20 protein-coding genes are annotated in these 19,923 nt (G+C 59.2%); 13 read left to right on the forward strand and 7 right to left on the reverse strand.

The genetic code is table 11. From position 1 onward, the window contains the following. Nucleotides 1-133 precede the first annotated feature (133 nt). The 8 genes from P3C18_RS13150 to P3C18_RS13185 all read left to right on the forward strand — a co-directional run bounded on the left by P3C18_RS13150 (nt 134) and on the right by P3C18_RS13185 (nt 9,851). On the forward strand, nt 134-1,789 hold the full coding sequence (locus tag P3C18_RS13150) for a class I SAM-dependent DNA methyltransferase (RefSeq protein WP_275962294.1): 1,656 nt from the start codon (nt 134-136) through the stop codon (nt 1,787-1,789). Beyond that, nucleotides 1,779-3,086 (forward strand): restriction endonuclease subunit S, encoded by a 1,308-nt coding sequence (locus P3C18_RS13155; protein WP_275962295.1) that lies wholly within the window; start codon nt 1,779-1,781, stop codon nt 3,084-3,086. Before P3C18_RS13150 ends, P3C18_RS13155 begins: the two co-directional genes overlap by 11 nt. 40 nt (nt 3,087-3,126) lie before the next feature. Next, nucleotides 3,127-3,699 carry a hypothetical protein gene (locus P3C18_RS13160; protein ID WP_275962296.1) on the forward strand — a complete coding sequence of 191 codons (573 nt, stop codon included), beginning with the start codon at nt 3,127-3,129 and terminating at the stop codon, nt 3,697-3,699. Beyond that, nucleotides 3,696-4,628 carry a hypothetical protein gene (locus tag P3C18_RS13165; protein WP_275962297.1) on the forward strand — a complete coding sequence of 311 codons (933 nt, stop codon included), beginning with the start codon at nt 3,696-3,698 and terminating at the stop codon, nt 4,626-4,628. Before P3C18_RS13160 ends, P3C18_RS13165 begins: the two co-directional genes overlap by 4 nt. An 11-nt stretch (nt 4,629-4,639) precedes the next feature. Then, nucleotides 4,640-5,605 carry a Fic family protein gene (locus tag P3C18_RS13170; RefSeq protein WP_275962298.1) on the forward strand — a complete coding sequence of 322 codons (966 nt, stop codon included), beginning with the start codon at nt 4,640-4,642 and terminating at the stop codon, nt 5,603-5,605. A 5-nt stretch (nt 5,606-5,610) separates the two neighbouring features. Continuing rightward, on the forward strand, nt 5,611-8,787 hold the full coding sequence (locus P3C18_RS13175; RefSeq protein WP_275962439.1) for a type I restriction endonuclease subunit R: 3,177 nt from the start codon (nt 5,611-5,613) through the stop codon (nt 8,785-8,787). A gap of 156 nt (nt 8,788-8,943) precedes the next feature. Further along, nucleotides 8,944-9,381, forward strand: coding sequence for a CBS domain-containing protein (locus P3C18_RS13180; protein WP_275962299.1), 438 nt, complete (start codon nt 8,944-8,946; stop codon nt 9,379-9,381). Between the two features lie 23 nt (nt 9,382-9,404). Further along, the gene (locus P3C18_RS13185) at nt 9,405-9,851 is read left to right on the forward strand and encodes a GNAT family N-acetyltransferase (protein WP_275962300.1); all 447 of its coding nucleotides are present in this window, start codon (nt 9,405-9,407) and stop codon (nt 9,849-9,851) included. Here P3C18_RS13185 and P3C18_RS13190 read toward each other — a convergent pair. Beyond that, on the reverse strand, nt 9,848-10,342 hold the full coding sequence (locus tag P3C18_RS13190) for a DinB family protein (protein WP_275962301.1): 495 nt from the start codon (nt 10,340-10,342) through the stop codon (nt 9,848-9,850). The genes P3C18_RS13185 and P3C18_RS13190 overlap by 4 nt on opposite strands. Nucleotides 10,343-10,484: 142 nt before the next feature. Between P3C18_RS13190 and P3C18_RS13195 the strand changes: the two genes are divergently transcribed. Next, on the forward strand, nt 10,485-10,637 hold the full coding sequence (locus P3C18_RS13195) for a DUF3096 domain-containing protein (RefSeq protein WP_275962302.1): 153 nt from the start codon (nt 10,485-10,487) through the stop codon (nt 10,635-10,637). A gap of 38 nt (nt 10,638-10,675) precedes the next feature. Here the strand turns inward: P3C18_RS13195 and P3C18_RS13200 are convergent, their stop codons facing one another. The 6 genes from P3C18_RS13200 to gbpA form a co-directional block, all read right to left on the reverse strand. Next, nucleotides 10,676-11,017 carry a DUF2834 domain-containing protein gene (locus P3C18_RS13200; RefSeq protein WP_275962303.1) on the reverse strand — a complete coding sequence of 114 codons (342 nt, stop codon included), beginning with the start codon at nt 11,015-11,017 and terminating at the stop codon, nt 10,676-10,678. Nucleotides 11,018-11,055: 38 nt separating this feature from the next. Beyond that, nucleotides 11,056-11,895, reverse strand: a complete 840-nt coding sequence (locus P3C18_RS13205) for an alpha/beta hydrolase (RefSeq protein WP_275962304.1) — start codon at nt 11,893-11,895, stop codon at nt 11,056-11,058. 71 nt (nt 11,896-11,966) lie between these two features. Beyond that, nucleotides 11,967-12,437 carry an OsmC family protein gene (locus tag P3C18_RS13210; protein WP_275962305.1) on the reverse strand — a complete coding sequence of 157 codons (471 nt, stop codon included), beginning with the start codon at nt 12,435-12,437 and terminating at the stop codon, nt 11,967-11,969. 31 nt (nt 12,438-12,468) lie between these two features. Then, nucleotides 12,469-12,909 (reverse strand): DUF2628 domain-containing protein, encoded by a 441-nt coding sequence (locus P3C18_RS13215; RefSeq protein WP_275962306.1) that lies wholly within the window; start codon nt 12,907-12,909, stop codon nt 12,469-12,471. 188 nt (nt 12,910-13,097) lie between these two features. Continuing rightward, nucleotides 13,098-14,660, reverse strand: a complete 1,563-nt coding sequence (locus P3C18_RS13220; RefSeq protein WP_275962307.1) for a S8 family serine peptidase — start codon at nt 14,658-14,660, stop codon at nt 13,098-13,100. A gap of 389 nt (nt 14,661-15,049) precedes the next feature. Beyond that, nucleotides 15,050-16,471: an N-acetylglucosamine-binding protein GbpA gene (gbpA, locus tag P3C18_RS13225; protein ID WP_275962308.1), complete on the reverse strand. Its 1,422-nt coding sequence runs from the start codon at nt 16,469-16,471 to the stop codon at nt 15,050-15,052. Between the two features lie 257 nt (nt 16,472-16,728). On the opposite strand from gbpA, the gene creD reads away from it, so the two are divergent. From creD to P3C18_RS13245, 4 genes are all read left to right on the forward strand, one after another. Further along, nucleotides 16,729-18,096 carry a cell envelope integrity protein CreD gene (gene creD, locus P3C18_RS13230; RefSeq protein WP_275962309.1) on the forward strand — a complete coding sequence of 456 codons (1,368 nt, stop codon included), beginning with the start codon at nt 16,729-16,731 and terminating at the stop codon, nt 18,094-18,096. 55 nt (nt 18,097-18,151) lie between these two features. Beyond that, nucleotides 18,152-18,457 (forward strand): hypothetical protein, encoded by a 306-nt coding sequence (locus P3C18_RS13235; RefSeq protein ID WP_275962310.1) that lies wholly within the window; start codon nt 18,152-18,154, stop codon nt 18,455-18,457. Nucleotides 18,458-18,601: 144 nt separating this feature from the next. Continuing rightward, nucleotides 18,602-19,387 carry a hypothetical protein gene (locus P3C18_RS13240; protein ID WP_275962311.1) on the forward strand — a complete coding sequence of 262 codons (786 nt, stop codon included), beginning with the start codon at nt 18,602-18,604 and terminating at the stop codon, nt 19,385-19,387. A 273-nt stretch (nt 19,388-19,660) separates the two neighbouring features. Beyond that, on the forward strand, nt 19,661-19,921 hold the full coding sequence (locus tag P3C18_RS13245) for a DUF4212 domain-containing protein (RefSeq protein ID WP_275962312.1): 261 nt from the start codon (nt 19,661-19,663) through the stop codon (nt 19,919-19,921). The last annotated feature ends 2 nt before the right edge of the window (nt 19,922-19,923 follow it).

Raw genomic sequence — 19,923 nt, forward strand, 5'->3', positions numbered from 1 at the left:
ATGGCAGTTGACGCGCCCCAAGCCCGGTAACACGAATAATCCCGCTGGGCTCGCCCGCTCTGGCAAAATCCCCGCAGCATTTTCTACAGCTGCGCCTCATCCGGCGCAGTTCTGCATACAAGGTACGAATGGCATGACCAGTAGCGAAGAACAGCAATTCCTTAACGAACTGGAGAAAAAACTCTGGAACGCCGCCGACAGGCTGCGCTCCAGCCTGGACGCCGCCGTGTACAAGCATGCCGTGCTTGGCCTGATCTTCCTTAAGTACGTCAGCGACACCTTTGCCGAGCGCCGCGCCGAGCTGGAGGCGCAGTTTCGCGACCCGGAGCACGAGTATTACCTGGGTGGCGACGAAGCGCTGATTAAAGAAGAGCTGGAAGTGCGCGACTTCTACACCGAGAAAAACGTCTTCTGGGTGCCCGAGATCGCCCGCTGGGACACCCTGCAAAGCAACGCCAAGCTGCCCATCGGCACCCACTTTATGCTCAAGAGCGGCAAAACCGAGCAGGCTGTGGAGATGCGCACCATCGGCTGGCTGATCGACACCGCCCTCGACCATGTGGAAAAAGAAAACGCCATCCTCAAAGGCGTACTCAACAAAACCTACACCCAGCTCAGCATTGAAGCCGACAAACTCACCGGCCTGATCGACCTGATCGGCAGCATCCCCTTCAAGCACGCCAGCCTGCACGCCAAGGATATTCTCGGCCACGTTTACGAATACTTCCTCGGCCAGTTCGCCCTCGCCGAAGGCAAAAAGGGCGGCCAGTACTACACGCCCAAAGCCATCGTCAGCCTGATTGTGGAAATGCTCCAGCCGTTCAAGGGCCGCGTGTACGACCCAGCCATGGGCTCGGGCGGCTTCTTCGTGCAGAGCGAGCGCTTTATTGAAGAGCACCAGGGCAAGCTGAACAACATTTCGGTGTACGGCCAGGAGTCCAACCCCACCACCTGGCGCTTGGCCGCGATGAATATGGCCCTGCGCGGTATCGACTTTAACTTTGGTGGCCGCTGGGCCAGCACCTACAGCGAAGACCTTCACCCAGACCTGCGCGCCGACTTTGTGATGGCCAACCCGCCGTTCAATATGAAAGAGTGGAAGAGCGGGGTGAAGGACGACGACCCGCGCTGGGCCTATGGCATCCCGCCGGATGGCAACGCCAACTTCGCCTGGCTGCAACATATGCTCCACCACCTGGCGCCCAACGGCAGCCTGGGGCTGCTGTTGGCCAACGGCTCCATGAGTTCCAACACCAATAACGAAGGCGAAATCCGCAAAAACCTGCTGCTGGCCGACCGCGTGGAATGCATGGTCGCCCTGCCGGGGCAGTTGTTTACCAACACCCAGATACCCGCCTGCATCTGGTTTTTAACCAAAAACAAACACCCGCGCACAACCGCCAGCGGCCTCAACCTGCGCGAGCGCAGCGGCGAAGTGTTGTTTATCGACGCGCGCAACCTCGGTTTTATGAAAGACCGCGTACTGCGCGACTTTACCCGCGAGGATATCCACAAGGTCGTCAGCACCTACCACGCCTGGCAAACCGGCACGGGCTATGAAGATATGTTGGCCTTCTGCAAGTCCGTGACCCTGGACGAAATTGCCGAGCACGGCCATGTGCTAACGCCGGGCCGTTATGTCGGTGCTGAAGCGGTGGAAGAGGATGACGAAGCCTTTACTGAGAAGATGCAGCGCCTGACCAAGCAGCTTGGCGAACAGATGGAGAAGGGCGCTGAGCTTGATCAGTTGATCCGGCAGAAGCTGGGGGGGCTGGGGTATGAGTGTTGAGTGGACTAAACAAAAGCTCTCTAGCCTTGGAACCTTTGATCGGGGGAAATCTAAGCACCGCCCTCGTGATGCCGCTCATTTGTACGGTGGCCCGTATCCATTCATACAAACTGGGGATGTCACGGCGGCTGGAGGACGGATTACAAGCTATCGTCAGACTTATACCGAAGCTGGACTCGCCCAGAGCAAGCTGTGGCCTGTTGGAACTTTGTGCATAACTATTGCCGCAAACATAGCGGAAACAGCGCTTCTGACTTTTCCTGCATGTTTTCCAGACAGCGTGGTTGGTTTTACTGCAGAGCCATCTAAAGCGGATATTCGCTACATCGAGTATGTCTTTCGAGCCTTTCGAGATTCCGTTAAGCAACGGGCATATGGAAGTGTTCAGGAAAACATCAATCTCGAAGTTCTGCGCGACTTGGAGTTCCCTATACCACCGCTGCAGTTACAAAAAAGCATTGCAGACTTTCTAACGCTATTCGACGATCACATCGCCTTGTTACACGAAACCAACGCCACCCTGGAAGCCATCGCCCAGGCGCTGTTTAAATCTTGGTTCGTCGATTTCGACCCCGTGCGCGCCAAGGCCGAAGGCCGCCAGCCGCAAAGTATGGATGCCGCCACTGCCGCTCTGTTCCCCGATAGCTTTGAAGAGTCCGAACTGGGCTTGGTGCCGAAGGGGTGGCTGACACGGCCCATATACGACATGGCGACTTACATAAACGGTGCAGCATACAAAGCGTTCGAACCGAATGCGGAGCGGCGTGGGTTGCCAATCATCAAGATCGCTGAGCTAAAGGCAGGGGTTGGTGTTCAAACTGCGTTTTCTGACGTTGCCATGCCCGTTAAGTACTTAATTGAGACAGGCGACATTCTTTTCTCCTGGTCAGGCAACCCAGATACATCAATCGATACTTTCGTTTGGCAGCATGCTCCAGCGTTACTGAATCAGCATATTTTCCGCGTGTTGCCTCACGAGACTTTCGAGCGCTCGTTTGTGCTCCAAATGCTCAGGAATTTAAAGCCAGTATTTGCAGAGCTGGCCCGGAACAAGCAAACCACTGGGTTAGGGCACGTCACCGTGGCTGATCTGAAGCGACTCCATGTGGTTCACCCTCCGCAGTCAGTCATCGAGCAATTCAACATTCTGGTTGTACCAATCCACCAAATGATCTTTGGTAATGAGCAGCAAGCCCAAACCCTCACCCAACTCCGCGACACCCTCTTACCCCGCCTAATCTCCGGCCAGCTGCGCTTGCCGGAAGCCGAGAAGCTGGCCGAGCAGGCAGTGGCTTAACTATGCTTGCCCGCAACCCCGAATATTCAAGGATGAATAAATGATCCCAGCATGGAACCTCGCCGGTGTATTACCGCCAATCCAGCCTGGCGAGGCCGGGCATAGCGTAAACCGCTCGCCATATCAGGTAACGTTGGCCGAGGTGGTTGAGGGGTTCTGCGGTTCCGCGCAGCGCGTGAGCATTCTCCAGGGCCTGCTGAACTACCGGGCCGCCTTGCATGCCTTGGGCATTGTGCGTGGCTTTCAATGGCTGGACGGCAGCTTTATGGAGCAGGTGGAGGTATTGGAGGCCCGCCCGCCGCAGGATATGGATGTGGTGACCTTCTTCCATCTGCCGGCCCAGGAAACCCAGGCCAGTTTGGCCGCCAAGGCTGTGCACCTGTTTAGCCCGGCGCAGACCAAAGCCAGCTATCTACTCGACGCTTACCCCTGCATCCTTGGCCAGCCCACCGAGCCGCGTCATGTGCAGCAGATTGCCTACTGGTACAGCATGTGGTCGCACCGGCGTGACGGTGTATGGAAGGGCTTTGTGCAGGTAGACCTGGCTCCAGAGGAAGATCCGGCGGCCAGGCGTATGCTTGAGTTGTTACAGGGTGGAGGGGTGACGCCATGAGTTACGACGAATACTTGGCCATCGCGAGCGAGATCAATCAGCTACACGCCCTGTTGGCGCAGATTCCGCAGGACAGTGTGCTTGAGCGCATGGGGCTGGAGGCACGCCTGGCGTCAGCACAACAATTGCTCGCAGGGCGCGCCCCTGAGCAATTGAGCCACAAGGCCATACTCACCTTCCGTGGACGCCCCGTGCTGGGTAGCCATGGTATCGCTGCAGATTTTGCCGGTAAGGCTGCGGGGGTGTTTTCCGATGCGGTGGCGGCGGTGGCGGCTGGCATTGGCGAGAGCCTGCGTTATATGGGGCCTATTCCGGATAAAAGCAAAAATCAGTTGTTGATTACCGGCACGGCTATCGGCTCGTTCGGTTTCCAGTTTGAGTTGCCCAAAGTACAGGACCACGACCTGTTTCCCGTACCGAGCAAGACGGAGGATGCGCTGGCGAAAATCCAGGCGCTTATGCGCCAAGCCGCGCAAGGCAGCGATGATGAAGTGGCCGAGCTGGTCGAGGAGATTCACCCGCGTGCGGTGCGCAAGGTCGCCGAGTTTCTCGGTTACCTGCAGCAGCAGGAGGCTTGGTGCGGGCTGGAGTTTAACAATCAGTCTTTTCGCTTTCAGGATATGGCCCAGCTCAAGCGGTCTGCCGCTCGCTTGCAGGAGGACAATATCCACGAGACCGAAGAGGAGTATCACGGCGAGTTCCAGGGCGTATTGCCGGCCAGCCGAACGTTTGAATTCAAGCTGGGCGATCAGGCCGGGGTGCTCAAGGGTAAGGTCGATAGCGCCATCGAGGACCCGGATGTGCTCAACCGTGACTGGCTACACAAACCTGTGCGGGTCAAGTTGAACGTTATTCAGGTCGGGCAAGGGCGGCCGCGTTACACGTTGCTGTCGTTGGATGCTATCCAGCCATTGGCCTTAGGGCGCTAGCCTGCTGCCCTATGCCTGATTATCAACCGCCCTTTCAGCTAAACGCCCGCATCCTCCAGCAGGTCGCCTCTATTTGCGAGTTGCTCGGGCATTGGGCTGTCACAGGCGCTGCATCGCTGTCGCCCCATCTGCGCCGCGATAACCGTATCCGCACCATCCATGCGTCCCTGGCCATCGAGCACAACACCCTGTCGCTGCAGCAGATGACTGCTGTGCTGAATGGCAAGCGCGTGCTGGGCCAGCCACGGGAGATTCAGGAGGTGCGCAATGCCTTTGCCGCCTATGAGCAACTGCCGCACTGGCAGCCTGAGCGTGCCGCCGATCTGTTAGCCGCGCATAAAGCCCTGATGCTGGGTTTGGTGGACGGCCCCGGCCAGTATCGCCAGGGCGGGGTGGGTATCTATCGCGGTGAGGCATTGGTGCATATGGCACCGCCGGCCAATCGGGTGGCGCAGTTGGTGGGCGAGTTGTTGGGCTGGTTGCAATCAACCGATGCCCACCCGCTGATCGCCAGTTGCGTGTTCCATTACGAGTTTGAGTTTATTCACCCCTTTGATGACGGCAATGGCCGTATGGGGCGCTTGTGGCAAACCCTGATTCTTAGTCAGTGGCAGCCGCTATTGGCCTATCTACCGGTGGAAACCCTGGTGCATGCGCGTCAGGCGGATTATTACCAAGCCTTGAGCGAGGCCGATCAGCGCGCCGAGGCCACGCCTTTTATTGAATTTATGCTGCAGGCCCTGCTCGATGCTATGGCGGAAACGCTGGTAACTGGTTCGGAGAAAGGTTCGGAAGAAAGTTCGGAGAAGATTCTCGCACTGCTGCGCAGCGAGCCACGCTTGCCCGCCCGCGTGCTGGCCGAGCGCCTGGGCATTAGCTCGCGGGCGGTGGAAAAACAAATTGCCAAGCTGCGCGAGCACGGGCGCTTGCGGCGTATTGGCCCGGCCAAGGGTGGCCATTGGGAGGTTGTGCAGTGAAGCTGATTAGCGAAGACGGGCTGGAGCAGCTGTGCCAGGCGTGGTTCCGTGAGGGCGGCTACGAGATCGCCTACGGGCCGGATCTGGCCCCGGAAGGCCATGCTGCCGAGCGCGAGGATTACCGCCAGGTGATATTGCCCGGCCGTTTGTTGGCCGCGCTTGTGCGCATCAACCCACGCATTCCGCCTGCGGTGCTGCAGGAGCAGGTGGTGGAGGTGCTCGGTAAGGTGCAAAGCCCGGCGCTGATCCACAACAACCGGCAGTTCCAGCGCTGGCTGCTGGAGGGTGTGCCGGTTCAGTACCGCGTGGCGGACGAGATGCAACATGAACATGTGCAACTGGTGGATTTTCAGCAGGTGCACAACAACCAGTTTTTGCTGGTCAATCAGTTCACTCTGTTGGGCAGCAAAGGTAACCGCCGCCCGGACCTGCTGGTGTTTATCAACGGTCTGCCGATGGCGGTGATCGAGCTGAAAAATCCCGGCGATGAGGGCGCCGATATCTGGGATGCCTGCAACCAGTTGCAGACCTATAAAGAGGAAATTCCCGAGCTGTTTCAGTTTAACCAGGCGCTGGTGATTTCCGATGGCATCACCGCGCGGATTGGCTCGTTGACCGCCAACAAGGAGCGTTTTTTACCCTGGCGCACCATTCACGATGAGCACGACAAACCGCTGTTGTCTTACGAGCTGGAAGCGGTGGTGCGTGGTTTTTTCCAGCGCGAGCTGTTCCTCGACTACATCCGCCACTTTGTATTGTTCGAGCAGGACGGCGAGCGGCTGATCAAGAAGATTGCCGGTTATCACCAGTTCCATGCAGTGCGTGAGGCGGTGCGCGTCACCCTGGTGGCGGCCACGCTCGAAGGCACGCTGCGTGAGGAACGGGCCACCTACGGCAAGCGTATTGAGCCGCGCAAGGCCGGGGTGGTGTGGCACACCCAGGGTTCGGGTAAGAGCATCTCCATGGTTTGCTATGCCGGCAAACTGTTGCAGCAGCCGCAAATGCAAAACCCCACGCTGGTGGTGGTGACCGACCGTAACGACCTCGACGGGCAGCTGTTCGATAACTTCACCAGCGCCAAGATGCTGCTCAAACAGCTGCCGGAGCAGGCCAATAGCCGCGAAGAACTGCGCGAGATGCTGGCGGCGCGGCAGTCCGGTGGGATTATCTTCACCACGGTGCAGAAGTTCTCGTTGCTGGAAGGCGAAGAGCATCACCCCGCGTTGACCCAGCGCAGCAATGTGGTGGTGATTTCCGATGAGGCGCACCGCAGCCACTACGGCTTGCAAACCCGCCTGGTGGCCGTGAAGGACAAAGCCAGCGGTGAGGTGACCGGGCACAAGTACGTGAGCGGCTACGCCAAGCACTTGCACGATGCCATGCCGGCGGCGACCTTTATCGGTTTTACCGGCACGCCGATTGCCACCGAAGACAAAGACACCCGCGCGGTGTTTGGCGACTACATCAGCATCTACGACATTCAGGATGCCGTGGATGACGGCGCCACCGTGCCGATCTACTACGAAAGTCGCCTGGCCAAGCTGGACATCAATCAGGCTGAGATCGAGCAGCTCAACGATGAGGTCGAGGAAGTTATCGAGGACGAGGAGGACATCTCCTACCGCGAAAAAACCAAAAGCCAGTGGGCCGCCCTGGAAAAACTGGTGGGTGCCGAGCCGCGTATCGAACAGGTGGCTGCCGATTTGGTGCAGCACTTCGAGGCCCGCAGCGCCACGCTGGAAGGTAAGGGCATGATCGTAGGCATGAGCCGGGAGATCTGCGTGCACTTGTACAACGCCATCGTCGCGTTACGCCCGGCGTGGCACAGCACAGACCTCAACAGCGGCGCCATCAAGGTGGTGATGACCGGTTCGGCCGCTGATCGCGAGCTGTTGCAGCCGCATATCTACAACAAGCTGCAGAAAAAGACTCTGGAGCGGCGCTTCAAAGATGCCAATGATCCGCTGCGTTTGGTGATTGTGCGCGACATGTGGCTGACCGGCTTCGATGCGCCCTGCGTGCACACCATGTACGTGGACAAACCGATGAAGGGCCACAACCTGATGCAGGCCATTGCGCGGGTTAACCGGGTGTTTAAGAACAAGCCGGGCGGCCTGGTGGTGGATTACATCGGCATCGCCAACGAGCTGAAAAGCGCGCTGAAAACCTACACCGACTCCAACGGCAAAGGCCAGCCGGCCAACCTGGCGCAGGAGGCCTTCGCCTTGTTGGTGGAGAAAGTCGACATCGTGCGCGGCTTGTTTGCCACTGAGGTGGACGGGGCAAAGCTGAATGTCAGCGCCTACGCCACCCAAGCCACGCTGCTGCTGGTGCCAGCGGCCAACCATGTGTTGGGGTTGGATGACGGCAAAAAGCGCTTCCTTGATCTGGTGCTGGCCATCAGCAAGGCCTTTGCCTTGTGCGGCACCCTGGATGAAGCGGACGAATACCGTAAAGAAATCGCCTTTTACTCGGCGGTGAAGGCGGTGATCACCAAGTACACCACGGTCGATAAAAAGCTCACCGAGGAAGAAAAGAATTCTGCCCTCAAGCAGATTCTCGACAATGCCGTGATCGCCGATGGCGTGGCGGATATCTTCGCCCTCGCCGGGTTGGACAAGCCCAATATTGGCTTGCTCGACGACGACTTTATGGCCGATGTGCGCAACATGAAGAGCAAGAACCTGGCGGTGGAACTGCTGGAAAAACTGCTGCGCGATGAAATCCGTTCGCACACCCGCAACAACGTGGTGCAGGAGAAGAAGTACAGCGACCGCTTGCTGGAAAGCCTGCGCAAGTACCGCAACCGCGCCATCGAAACTGCCCAGGTTATCGAAGAGCTGATCGCCATGGCCAAAGAGTTTCAGGACGCCCTCAAACGCCATGAAGCACTAGGTCTGAACCCCGACGAACTGGCCTTCTACGATGCCCTGGCCAATAACGAGAGTGCAGTGCGCGAGCTGGGTGATGAGGAGTTGAAGAAGATCGCCACTGAGCTAACCGGCAAACTGCGTAGCAGCACCACCGTGGATTGGCAGGTGCGCGATAGCGTGCGGGCCAAGCTGCGTAACTTGGTGCGTATAACCTTGCGTCGTTATAAGTACCCGCCGGATAAGGCCGATGAGGCTATCGAGTTGGTGCTTAAACAGGCTGAGGTGTTGAGTCAAAATTGGTCGAAATAAGTAAGCACCTAGGCACTTGAAGTTAAAGGGACGCTTGGCCTGCAATGGTTGCGCTGAGCCCGCACAGGTGCTCTGATCGGGTCATCGGGTTGGCCAGTAATGGCCGGCCTGCGCACTATCCTTAATGCCAATAAGAAACAGAGCAGGAGCCGCTGCATGAAAACAGTTGCCGAGATCCTTCGCGCCAAGCCCCAGGCCGCCGTGTACAGCGTTACGCCCAGTACTTCGGTGCTGGATGCAATCAAGTTGATGGCCGAGAAAGGCATTGGTGCACTGGTGGTGCTGGATGACAAAGGCCGCCTGGCAGGCATCGTCAGCGAACGTGACTACGCGCGCAAAGTGGCGCTGCTGGAGCGCTCCGCATTCAGTGCGATGATCAGCGAAATTATGACAGCAGATGTCCTGACCGTCGGCCTGCGCGACACCTCGCAGCACTGCATGCAGCTGATGACCGACCGCCATCTGCGTCATCTACCCGTATTGGCCGAAGGCGAGTTGATCGGTCTGCTGTCGATTGGTGACCTGGTCAAACACACCATCGCCGAACAGGCCAGCCTGATCCAGCAGCTGGAACAGTACATTCGCGGCGAGTAAGGCCGCGCAACAGGGATAGGTTGATGGACATCCGCAGTGTCGGGGCCAGCGAGCTGGATGCGCTGCTCGCCCTGTATGAGCATTTACATCCTGATGATCAACCGCTGCCCGCGCGTGATCAGGTTGAAGCGGTGTGGCAGGCGATCATCGCCAACCCCGCTCAGCAGTGTTTTGGTCTGTATCGCGATGCGCAGCTGGTGGCCAGCTGCAGCATCAACCTGGTGGCCAACCTGACGCGCGGCTGCCGACCCTTTGCCCTGATCGAAAACGTGGTGACCCATAGCGAGCATCGCGGGCGTGGCTATGGCCAAGCGTTGCTGGCGCACGCCCAGGCGTTTGCCTGGGGGCAGGGTTGCTACAAGGTCATGCTGATGACCAGCAGCAAGGACCCGGCAACCCTGCATTTCTATGAGGCCGCCGGATTTGATCGGCATAACAAGCAAGCCTTTATCGCCAAGCCACCGGCTTAGCTCGCTTCGCGGCGCTGCGGCTGATCCTGATGCAGAAAGCGCGTGTAGATATCCCTGGGCGGCGCCAATTGCAGTTGCGCCATGATCCGGCCGACGGCGCCACGGTGGTAGCCGCCGTGGGTGACGATATGCGCGAGCATTTCCGCGCGGCTCATGCAGCCGGCATCACCATCGACAAAGCTGAAGTGCAGGCGCTCGGCCAGCTGCTCGGCGCTTAGCTCCGCAACATAGTCCAGATACCAGCGATCAGTCTCCTGCACCGCCTGCTGCAGTTCTGCCAGCGTGGGCGTCTCTGGGGTGTTGGTGGCGCTGTAGTCGTGGCGGATGCCTTGTAGATTGGCGACAAAAATCCGCTCGACCACATGGATGTGATTGAGGATGCGCAGGGCGGCGTGCAGCTCGCTTTGCTGGGCAATTGGGTCAAGGCGTTGCAGCTCAACAAAGAGTTCCTGGTTGGCCCAGGCCTTGTACTGCAGTAATGAGGTTAACAAGCTGGCGCTGCTCATAAATGGCCTTTAATACGCGGGTGGTTTAACCGGGCGGTGAGCGGGTTACGGCTCTGCGGGTGGATAGTGCTGTGCGCTTTGGGCGTGGCGCGCATACTGGCGCTTCAATAACCCTCAGGTGACGATTATGACCCTTGCCCTTACCCCACTGATTTCGCTGATCGCCGGCATTCTGATTCTGGTGATGCCGCGTTTGCTCAACTACATCGTGGCGATTTATCTGATCGTGATTGGTCTGGTCGGCATCTTCGGCACTGGCAATTTCAATCTGAGCTTTTAAGCGTTGAGCAGCCCGGTTCTCCGGGCTGCTCCGTGCCATCAGGCTGTCGTCGAGGCGCTATCCTGCGGCGCTTTGCTACCTGTATCTAAGGCCTTGAGCACCAGATACAGCAGTGGCCCGACTGATACAAAGATCGCAGTCAGAGCAAAGAATGGCAGTAGGTAGGCCAGCGACTTGCCCCGTGCGCGGCCGTCGCGGTACATCCAGATGCAGGCCAATGCCGCGAGTATGTAAAGGTCGATCATCACCTGGGCGGTGTCGGCGCTGGACATCAGCTGCATGCCAAATTGCAGCAGCGATTGTTCTGCGTGCAGCATCACGTACAGGGTGTAGGCGCTGAAGGCCAGCAGGGTGATCAGCGGCAGGGCGAGCTTTTTCATGGTGCCATCCTTGGGTCGTTATAAGCCGATGGGGTGCGTTAGCTCTTGGCCGTTCGGGTTGCTGAACTGTTCAGCTGCACCGTCGCCATCACGGTTTCCGCGTTTTCTAGCAGGCAGGAGTAGTGCGCGTGTTCGGCACCACGGCTCACCGCGCTGGCATGGCGCAGATGCTCCTGCAGGTAAATGGACATGGCAATGGGCGCCCAGTTATCGGCCTCGCCATGCCACAAGCTGACCGCCGCCGTGACGTTATCCAACTCTGTAGCCCAGGTCTCGACGTAGAGTTCTACGTCGCGCACATAGCTGCGAGTCCCATGTTTGAAACAGGCGCGCTGAATATCTACCAGCCAGGCCTGGGTGTCGGCGTGATGCAGTAACTCGGGGTCCTTGCCGCCGGCACCAGCGAACAGCAGCTTCAGCAGCAGGCCTGGGCTGACTTTCGCCAGCAGCGCCTGATACCAGGCAAAGGCCCGGAACAACCTTGGATAATGCTGCGCCCAGAGGAAGGTATACCGCCCCGCGCCCATGCCGACGCTATTGCTGGGGATCTGCAGTGGCGCGGCAGCCGATAACAGGTACACCTCAGCCACCCGTTCACCCAACAGCGCAGCAACGCGCAATGCCAGGCAGGCGCCGATGGAAAAACCCAGCAGGCGAATTGGTTGGCCCGCCGCGCGATCACTGATCTGTTGCGCCAGTTGTTGCAGATAGGCCGCACTGTCGAGCTTGCCCGGCAGATTGCGCTCCACCACCAACAGCTTGATGCCGTGCGCCAATGCAGCCTGATGCAGCATCGCCGCCTCAACCGCCGCGCCCGGTACACCATGCAAGTAGAACAGTGGCTGCCCATCGGGACAGCCGTATGCAGTTGGGTTCACGCCTTACCCCCTTCGCATCAGCCTTTATGGTTAAACCGCATCTTCGCGATGTTGATGCAGCATGGGTAGCGTCACTCGCTAAAGCGCGGTTGGCAGCGTATTTCGGACTTCACTGAGTTGGCGATAAAGCACTCCTCGTGGGCCTGGTGGTGCATGTGCTCAATCTGTTCGCGGCTGGGCAGGCGCTCGCCGGAGAAGCTGACTGCGGGGCGCAAGGTGACCTGAGCGATAAACAACTTGCCGGCAGCATTTTCCTGCATTAACCCGCTGGCACTGTCACGGTAGTCATCGACGCAGAAGCGGCGCTTGGCGGCGATGGAAAGAAACCACAGCATATGGCAGCTGGCGAGCGAGGCGACAAAGGCCTCCTCAGGATCGACGGCGCTTGCATCCGACATCGGCAGCGGCACCACATGGGGTGAGGACGAGCCGGCAACCTCCAGGCCGCCATCAAACCGCAGCAGATGTTTGCGGCTATAGCGATTACCGAGAAAGTCCTGCTCGCCGCGCTGCCAGATCACCTCAGCGACATGCTCCGTCACGTTTATTCTCCTGATGCAGTTGGGTTAGCCGCTACCACCAGCCGTTATCGTTCAGCAGCATCTTCTTGTAGTAATCGATATTGGCGCGCGTGGCGAATACCGCACCAATGCCGTAGCCCAGCGCGTTGGCGATTTTGCTGTAACCGAGGTAGTCCAGGCCGATGCCGAGGATGATCACCACCGCTGCGCAAACGACGAACAGCGCCAGACCCTTTTTCCACATGCCCTTGATGGCGTAGTAGATCGGCCCGAAGAAGAACGCCAGAAAGTTGAAGCTGAAGGCTTTGCGCCGCTCCTCGGCAGGCAGCTCCTTGAACTTTGGCATCTTGATGCCGCCGGCATGGTGGATCGCGCTAAAGCGCTGCTTCCATTTATCGGAGATGGGTAGTGCGGCGATCTGTTCGTCGGACACCAGTGACTCTGCATCGACGACGCTAGCTTGCGGGGTGGCGTAGGGGTTGTGTTGGGTCATGGCCGTTCATCCTTAATTGGCGATCAGCGGCACGCTACGCATTTCTGTAAAAGCTGTCCATTTGCGCCGGGATGATTTGCGCAATCTTGTGATCTTTTCAGCGTCGCTTCATGCGCGCTTGGCTGAGGCCTTGAGAGTTGTACAGGGCGAGAGGCCCCGGGCAGTTGCCTGCCTCGGGGCCGGTTGGGTTACTCGTAGCGCCAGTACAGGGTCACACCGGAGAAGCTGGAATAGCCCCTTACACCGATATGCCAGGTGCCGGCAGCAGGATTTTCCTGGGTACAGGTTTCCTGGTTGCCGTCGAGGTAGGGCCGGCAGGTCCATTGGCTGGTGGTGGGTTGGCTGCCCAGGCGGGTGTACAGGTCGGCATCACCCGTGCCGCCGCTGATTCGTACGGTCAGACGCTGGGCGCCGCTTGGCACGACCACGTTGTAACGCACCCAGGCGTCCCGCGCGCCAGAGAGGTTGGGGTAGGTCTGTTCCTCGCCATTGCCACCCCCGGTGGCATCACAGCCGCGCTGGGCGATCAGGTCGCTGGCCCGTTTGGCCTTGACGATACCGTAGCCGTAGTAGGGGTCGCGGCCGGGAGTGCCACGGTCTTCGGCGGTGCTGTTGACCACCTTGCGGATCTGCGCGGGGGTGCATTGCCGATGCTGGCTCCACACCAGGGCATAGACCGCTGACACATGCGGTGTGGCCATCGAGGTGCCGTTGTAGTTCGCATAGTTGTTGCCAGGCAGGGTGGAGCGCACGCCAACCCCTGGAGCGGCGACTTCGACCTGGTTGTTGTATTGCGAGAACGACGCGCGATTACCGCTGCTGTCGACCGCCGCAACCGATACCACCGAGTCGTAGGAGGCCGGGTAGGAGAGGGTGCTATTACCACTGTTACCGGCAGCTGCGACGACCAGCACTCCATTCTGGTAAGCCGCATCCATGGCATTGCGTTCGGTTACCGACGAGGCGCCGCCGCCCAGGCTCATGCTGATTACCGTCGAGCCAGCTGCGCGGCATTGTTGGATGGCCATCACCAGGTCCGAGCCATAGGCCCAGTTGCCGCTGTTGTTGAACACCTTGACGATATGCAGGCCGAGGTTACCCGATGGGCTGACGCCCACCACGCCAAGGTTATTGCCACCCAGCGCGGCGATGGTGCCGGCGACGTGGGTGCCATGGCCATTGCCATCCTCGTACCAGTTACCGCTGTTGACGCTGCCATAGCCGTCATTGCCGGTGATGCCGGCTGACGGCAAGTCCTGATGGCCGAGGTCGTAACCGGAGTCGACGATGCACACCTTCATATTGGAAATGGCGTTATCCGGTAGCAGGTCCGCCTGCACCATGGGGATGCCGTAGGGCACTTGTTCGGCCATCAGGTAGCGGCGCGGGTCGAGTTCGACATAGTCGACTGCCGGGTTGGCCTGCAGCTGTTTGAGTTGCGCTGGGCTCAGGTGCGCCACGCTGGCGGCCTGGCTGTCCAGGTGCATCAGCGGTTGTACTTGAACCTGGCTGAGCAGGCGCTGGGCGGCGCGGCTTTCGAACTGGCCAGCGCTCAGGGGTTGCGGCTGGTTAGCCTGGCCCATCGGGGATGGCGACAATTCCTTGTACTTGATGATGTAGCGCGGTGACTGCTGATCATCGACGGCGATCTGCGCCTGGGCTGGGAAGCTGGGTTTTTCGTCGGCCTGGACGGTGGTCCAGCCTGCGCTGAGCAATAGCAGTAAGGCAGTGGTGCGTTGGAATCCTTGCATGGTGATCTCCCAATTGTGTGCCGCGTAGTGCAGCTGCCAGAACCCTAGGAGACTGTGCTGAAAAGCCAAGGCCGTTCGTCGATTTTTATGTATAAAAAATCAATAAAATCAATTATTTAAGCCGATAGCATGGCGTCCCCTTGGGTGCGCAAAAGGGAGGTGGAACGCTACCGCTTAGCGCCTGTCCCCGGGGGCCGCTATACAGGCTTGGGGCAAGGGCGGTGATGCGCGCAACGCGGGGGTGAGTGCCTATACGTCAGTGCCTGGGCATACCTGCGGCTCCACAAAGACATACGCCAAGGCGCAGTGCATGCGCCTGTGTTGTACGTGTGTTCAGGGGGATGGGGTGGCCGCGCCGGCCAAACCGCTTGGTGGGCGCGGCGCTTATCTCAGTCGGCTAGCCAGGCGTCTTGCCAATGGCTACCGATACCGGGCTCGAACTGGGTCGAGGCGGCTGACCATTGCGTGCAATAGCCACTCTGCGGAAAGGGACGGCACTGATACAGCTGTCCCGTCTTGGGTTGCAGCACCCGGGTGCCGGCTGTGTAACTGCGCAGGCCGTCCGGGAAGGTGAAGTCGTAGCTGGCGCTGCCGTCGTCTGCGACGAACATCATGTCGAAGGTTTTTTGCAGCACCTGCTCGCTGCCGGCCACCTTGGCGCTGACCACCAGTTGGTGATGGCCGGGCGCAGGGTTCTCGACATTGATGCTCATTGGCTGACTGCCGTTGGCCAGTTCGGTGGCGGCAAAGCCTTTGGCATTGCCGCCGTGATCGTAGACGTAGCTGCTGATCTGCAACGCGCCCACGGCGGTGACGTTGAATGCGAGCTGCAGTTGGCCGCTGCGAATGCGATAGCTGGGCTGCAGGCCAGCGACCAGCAGGTCGTGGTCCGGTGCGGGGGCCTTGTCGATCTGCACCTCGATACGCTGGATGCCGCTGTCGGCGCGGGCAAACAGGCTGTTCTGGCCGTACACCGGCTGGATTGCGCCATTGCTGCCGCGCTGGCCGGCCTTGAGCTGGCTCTGCTGCTGGTTGATGCGGCTGGCCAGCAGGTAGGTCCATTGGTTGCGTTGGCCCTGCTCGCTGCTTTCAACCTGCAGCCGCGTCTGCAAGTCACTGCGCTCGCCGCTGGCATCGAAGACCCGGGTCATCGCCTGGTCGCCGACGTGCAGATCCATCGAGGGATAGAGCATGCCCTTGGCTTGCCAGGCGGACGGATCGGGCGGGGTGGCCACATCAGCGAACATCACATCCATCACGTTGTAGAAACTCATCGGCGTATCGCCTACTTCCCAGACTCCGAGGATCACCTGATAGCCCTCGCGCGCTGGCACATCACAGTTATGGGTGGCTTTCTGCGGCGGCTGTTGCATGCCGCCGTCGATCACACAGAATGGCACCAGCTCGAACGCTGCACGGTTGAGCGGCTGATTGGCCAGCCAGTCGGGGCGGGTGATGTAGTAGCGCCAGTTGCGCGTGACATGGTTGGCGGTAAAACGCCAGGTGAAGCTCGTCGGGCCTGCGGTAATTGGGCGCTTTGCCCAGCGGCTGACGGTCTGTTCATTGAGGGGGGAGAACTGCGCCAAGCCGGCGCTGGCGATCTGGCCATCGGCAGGGCCATTTTGCGGGAAGCCGGAGTAGCCTTCCAGGCTTTGCGGCTCCCATTGCACGGCACCGCACTGGCTGTTTTCACCCAGCTTGCACAGATAGCCGCGTGCTTCAGGTTGTTTGATATAGCCGTGGGCGAATACGTTGCCGCTACCGAGCATTAATAGTGCGCTGACCGCGCAAATCCATTGGCGCTTATGCATGACAGTCCCTTCTCAGATTGGATAAATCTTGGTCAAGCCGTTTACCGGTCGCCTTGTGAGCAACAAGTGAGTTAGCACTCTAGTGCAGAAAACTCTGGCTTCCAGTGGAATGGACGAACGGTCGCAGGCATGTGCGAGCAAGCCCTTCGTGCGCATGTGGCCGATAAGTCTCCACACACTCTCCATCTGCCCTCCATAAAGCCACCACCTACGCCGCCCAGACTCTGCCTACCTAAACCGTATCGGAGAGTTGCACCATGAGCCGCATTCTGGGTTTCAAGCTGGGCGCTATTGCCCTGCTGATTTTGTTATTGCTGGTCCCGCTGTCGATGATCGGCGGGCTGGTGAGCGAGCGCCAGTATCAGCGCGCCGAGGTGCTGCAGGACATCGCGCGCAGCTCCAGCTACCGCCAGCAGCTCAACGGGCCGATTCTGGTGATGCCTTACACCAAGGTGTGGAATCAGTGGAAAACCCACACCAAGACTGGCGAGCGTTACCTGGAAGAGCAGAAGAGCCGCGGCCGTCTGTACTTCCTGCCGGAGCGCTTTGTGCTCAATGGCCACGTCGCCACCGAGGAGCGTGCACGCGGCATCTACAAGGCGCTGCTGTACCGCAGCGACAACCAGATCAGCGGCGCCTTCAAGCTGCCAGCGCGTTTGGGGTTGGGTGACGATCTCGGCCTGTATCAGTTCGACCGGCCTTTCCTCTCGGTCGGCATCAGCGATATCCGCGGTATCAGCAATGACCTGCAGCTGCGCTTTAACGGCATGAACCTGAGCTTTGCCCCTGGCAGCGCCGAGGAGCGTTTCGGCGCCGGTGTGCATGCACCGCTGCCGGCACTGGATACCCAGGGTGGGCAAGTGCTGGAGTTCGCTTTCGATCTGAAACTGCAGGGCACCGAGCAGCTGAGCATTACCCCGGTAGGCCGTGATAGCCGGGTCGAGCTGACCTCCGGCTGGCCGCATCCGAGCTTTGTTGGCGAATACCTGCCGAGCAGCCGTGAAGTGTCGGCCAAGGGCTTTAAAGCGCTGTGGCAGACCAGCTTCTTCGCCACCAACCTGGAAGAGGCGCTGGCCGATTGCGTACGAGGGGAAAGCTGCAATGCGCTGACTGCGCGCAACTTCGGCGTGAGCTTTGTCGACCCGGTGGACCAGTACCTGAAGACCGAGCGGGCGATCAAATACGCGCTGCTGTTTATCGGCCTGACCTTCGCCGTGTTCTTCCTCTTTGAAGTGCTCAAGCGCATGGCCGTGCACCCGGTGCAGTACGCCCTGGTGGGCATGTCGCTGGCACTGTTCTACCTGTTGCTGCTGTCGCTGTCCGAGCATCTGAGCTTTGCCCTGGCCTACGGCATTGCCGCGACCGCCTGTGTGCTGCTGATCGGCTTCTACGTCAGCTACGTGCTGCACAGCGCGCTACGTGGCGCAGGCTTCGGCGCCCTGCTGGCGCTGCTCTACGGCATGTTGTTCGGCCTGCTCGGGGCCGAGGACTACGCTCTGCTGATGGGCTCGGTGCTGGTGTTCGGCGTGCTCGCCGGGGTGATGGTGCTGACCCGCAAACTCGACTGGTACGGCGTCGGCCGCCTACCGCTGGCTAGCCCAGCCAGTCCAGCCAGCGACCTTTGACGAATCGCGGCGCCGGCCCGTCTGCGCCGCTTTTTTATCTGCGTGGGAGTTGAACATGATGCGTTTATTGATGCAGTTCTCAGCCTGTTTCGCCCTGGGGCTGGCGGTAGCTTTTATGGTGCTGCTGGGCCTGATGTTCTGCGGCCAGTTTGACCTGATCAAGGGCCTGCAGCTGACCGGCCAGCCCTTGGCACAGATGAGCCTGCTGCTGTTGCCGGAGGCGTTCTGGGAAAGCCTGACCGGCCTGGCCAATGCGCCGCAGAACCGTGAAGTGCAGTCCTTTCTCAGCCTGTGCACGGCGCTGGGTCAGGTCGGCCTGCTGCTGGCGTTTGGCTTCTTTCGCCTGTGGTATGCGCGATGAGCGGGCATGTCGGGTTACGCGAAGAGTCGCGCGCCGGGCACGTGCTGGCGCGGCGGATTGCGCGGTTGTTCCGTGATGCCCAGCATGGGCAGTGCGCTGCGTCGAGTTTAGACTGGCCGCTGGATTATCAGAAGGAGCTCAGGGATGAACCGCATAACTTTCGCCGCAGCAATGTGTGGCCTGTTGATGGTGTGCTCGGCGCGAGCCGATGACTGTCAACAACACTTACCTGCATTGCTCGAGCAGGCATACCCAGGCTATGCACAGGGTCATCTGCTGGATGACGAGCGAGGTACTTATCGGATCAGTACCGAGCTGAGCATCTGCAAGGTCTGGCCGGCGCGCCCGCACCTGACCTTGTTAGCGGTATCGCTGGTGCGTGCCGAGGATGATGGACATGGCTACAGTGATCTTGAGGTACTGGTGCTGGACACTGTCAGCCAGGCCATTGTCGCGCGCCATGTTGAGCCGAACCTGCTGGACTGGGATGCGATATTTGTCGATGGATTGGAATTCGATACTGCTCCCTATCGTTTGCGCGAGGGCGATTTAGCTTTCGGTCTTCGCATCAAACGTCGAAATATGTCGCGCCCCAATCCCTTCTATAAAACCTCGCTGAGTCTCTATGAGCTGCAGTCGCAGCGTTTGCGCCCGGTGCTGAGCGAGCTGGTGATGGATAGCTCGGGGGGAGAGTGGGATACCCGTTGCGCAGGAGAGTTCAGTGATACCAAGGGCCTGCTGATCATCACCGAACGTCCGGGGAACAAGGGTTATCGCGACTTGCTGCTTAAGCAGATCCGAGTCGAAAGCCGCGCGGCTGAGGTGGCCGGGGAATGTGAAACCGTAAAAGAAAGCACGCGTCGAGTGCAGTTTCGCATCGAGTACGACGAGCAGCGTTACCTTCTGCCGATCGAGTTTTCACCCGTCTAAAGGGGCGTGTAACAGCTTCGATATTGCGCAGCAGGGGGTAACCATGCTGCTGATAGCGTGCCCGCACCAGGCATGTTCCTGCCTTACTCTTAGACCAAAGTTGTTCCCGCTTTTTTGGGGGCTTTTCGGTGTAGTGCCAAGTGCCTGTTAAATCGACAAAAAGCGCTGCGCGTAAGGTGGTGCAAGTCGGCTAATACCAATGTCTATCTGTCGGCCCTAATGGCCTGCTGCTAGCTTGAAGGTGCATGAGAATAACAATAACCGGAGGAGTTTATGACTTCTGATCAAGCTAACGCTGCAGCGTACTGGAAGGCGAATGTTCGGCTGATTACCTGGAGCCTGATTGTCTGGGCCTTGGTGTCTTACGGCTGCGCCATACTTCTTCGACCGATGCTGGCAGGTATCTCTGTCGGTGGTACTGACCTTGGCTTCTGGTTCGCCCAGCAAGGTTCGATCATTACCTTTGTCGTGATCATTTTCTTTTACGCCTGGAAAATGAACAAACTCGATAAACAATTCGGTGTCGAGGAATAATC

The organism is Pseudomonas sp. 1928-m, assembly GCF_029269135.1.
Lineage (GTDB): Bacteria > Pseudomonadota > Gammaproteobacteria > Pseudomonadales > Pseudomonadaceae > Aquipseudomonas.

Bases quoted from the DNA above. Each gene is read 5' to 3' on its own strand.
- P3C18_RS13200 (WP_275962303.1), bottom strand. From the start codon at position 11,017: ATGAAAAAGCTCGCCCTGCCGCTGATCACCCTGCTGGCCTTCAGCGCC.
- P3C18_RS13165 (WP_275962297.1), top strand. From the start codon at position 3,696: ATGAGTTACGACGAATACTTGGCCATCGCGAGCGAGATCAATCAGCTA.
- P3C18_RS13160 (WP_275962296.1), top strand. From the start codon at position 3,127: ATGATCCCAGCATGGAACCTCGCCGGTGTATTACCGCCAATCCAGCCT.
- P3C18_RS13170 (WP_275962298.1), top strand. From the start codon at position 4,640: ATGCCTGATTATCAACCGCCCTTTCAGCTAAACGCCCGCATCCTCCAG.
- P3C18_RS13180 (WP_275962299.1), top strand. From the start codon at position 8,944: ATGAAAACAGTTGCCGAGATCCTTCGCGCCAAGCCCCAGGCCGCCGTG.
- P3C18_RS13195 (WP_275962302.1), top strand. From the start codon at position 10,485: ATGACCCTTGCCCTTACCCCACTGATTTCGCTGATCGCCGGCATTCTG.
- P3C18_RS13220 (WP_275962307.1), bottom strand. From the start codon at position 14,660: ATGCAAGGATTCCAACGCACCACTGCCTTACTGCTATTGCTCAGCGCA.
- P3C18_RS13155 (WP_275962295.1), top strand. From the start codon at position 1,779: ATGAGTGTTGAGTGGACTAAACAAAAGCTCTCTAGCCTTGGAACCTTT.
- creD (WP_275962309.1), top strand. From the start codon at position 16,729: ATGAGCCGCATTCTGGGTTTCAAGCTGGGCGCTATTGCCCTGCTGATT.
- P3C18_RS13215 (WP_275962306.1), bottom strand. From the start codon at position 12,909: ATGACCCAACACAACCCCTACGCCACCCCGCAAGCTAGCGTCGTCGAT.
- P3C18_RS13235 (WP_275962310.1), top strand. From the start codon at position 18,152: ATGATGCGTTTATTGATGCAGTTCTCAGCCTGTTTCGCCCTGGGGCTG.
- P3C18_RS13240 (WP_275962311.1), top strand. From the start codon at position 18,602: ATGAACCGCATAACTTTCGCCGCAGCAATGTGTGGCCTGTTGATGGTG.
- gbpA (WP_275962308.1), bottom strand. From the start codon at position 16,471: ATGCATAAGCGCCAATGGATTTGCGCGGTCAGCGCACTATTAATGCTC.
- P3C18_RS13245 (WP_275962312.1), top strand. From the start codon at position 19,661: ATGACTTCTGATCAAGCTAACGCTGCAGCGTACTGGAAGGCGAATGTT.
- P3C18_RS13185 (WP_275962300.1), top strand. From the start codon at position 9,405: ATGGACATCCGCAGTGTCGGGGCCAGCGAGCTGGATGCGCTGCTCGCC.
- P3C18_RS13150 (WP_275962294.1), top strand. From the start codon at position 134: ATGACCAGTAGCGAAGAACAGCAATTCCTTAACGAACTGGAGAAAAAA.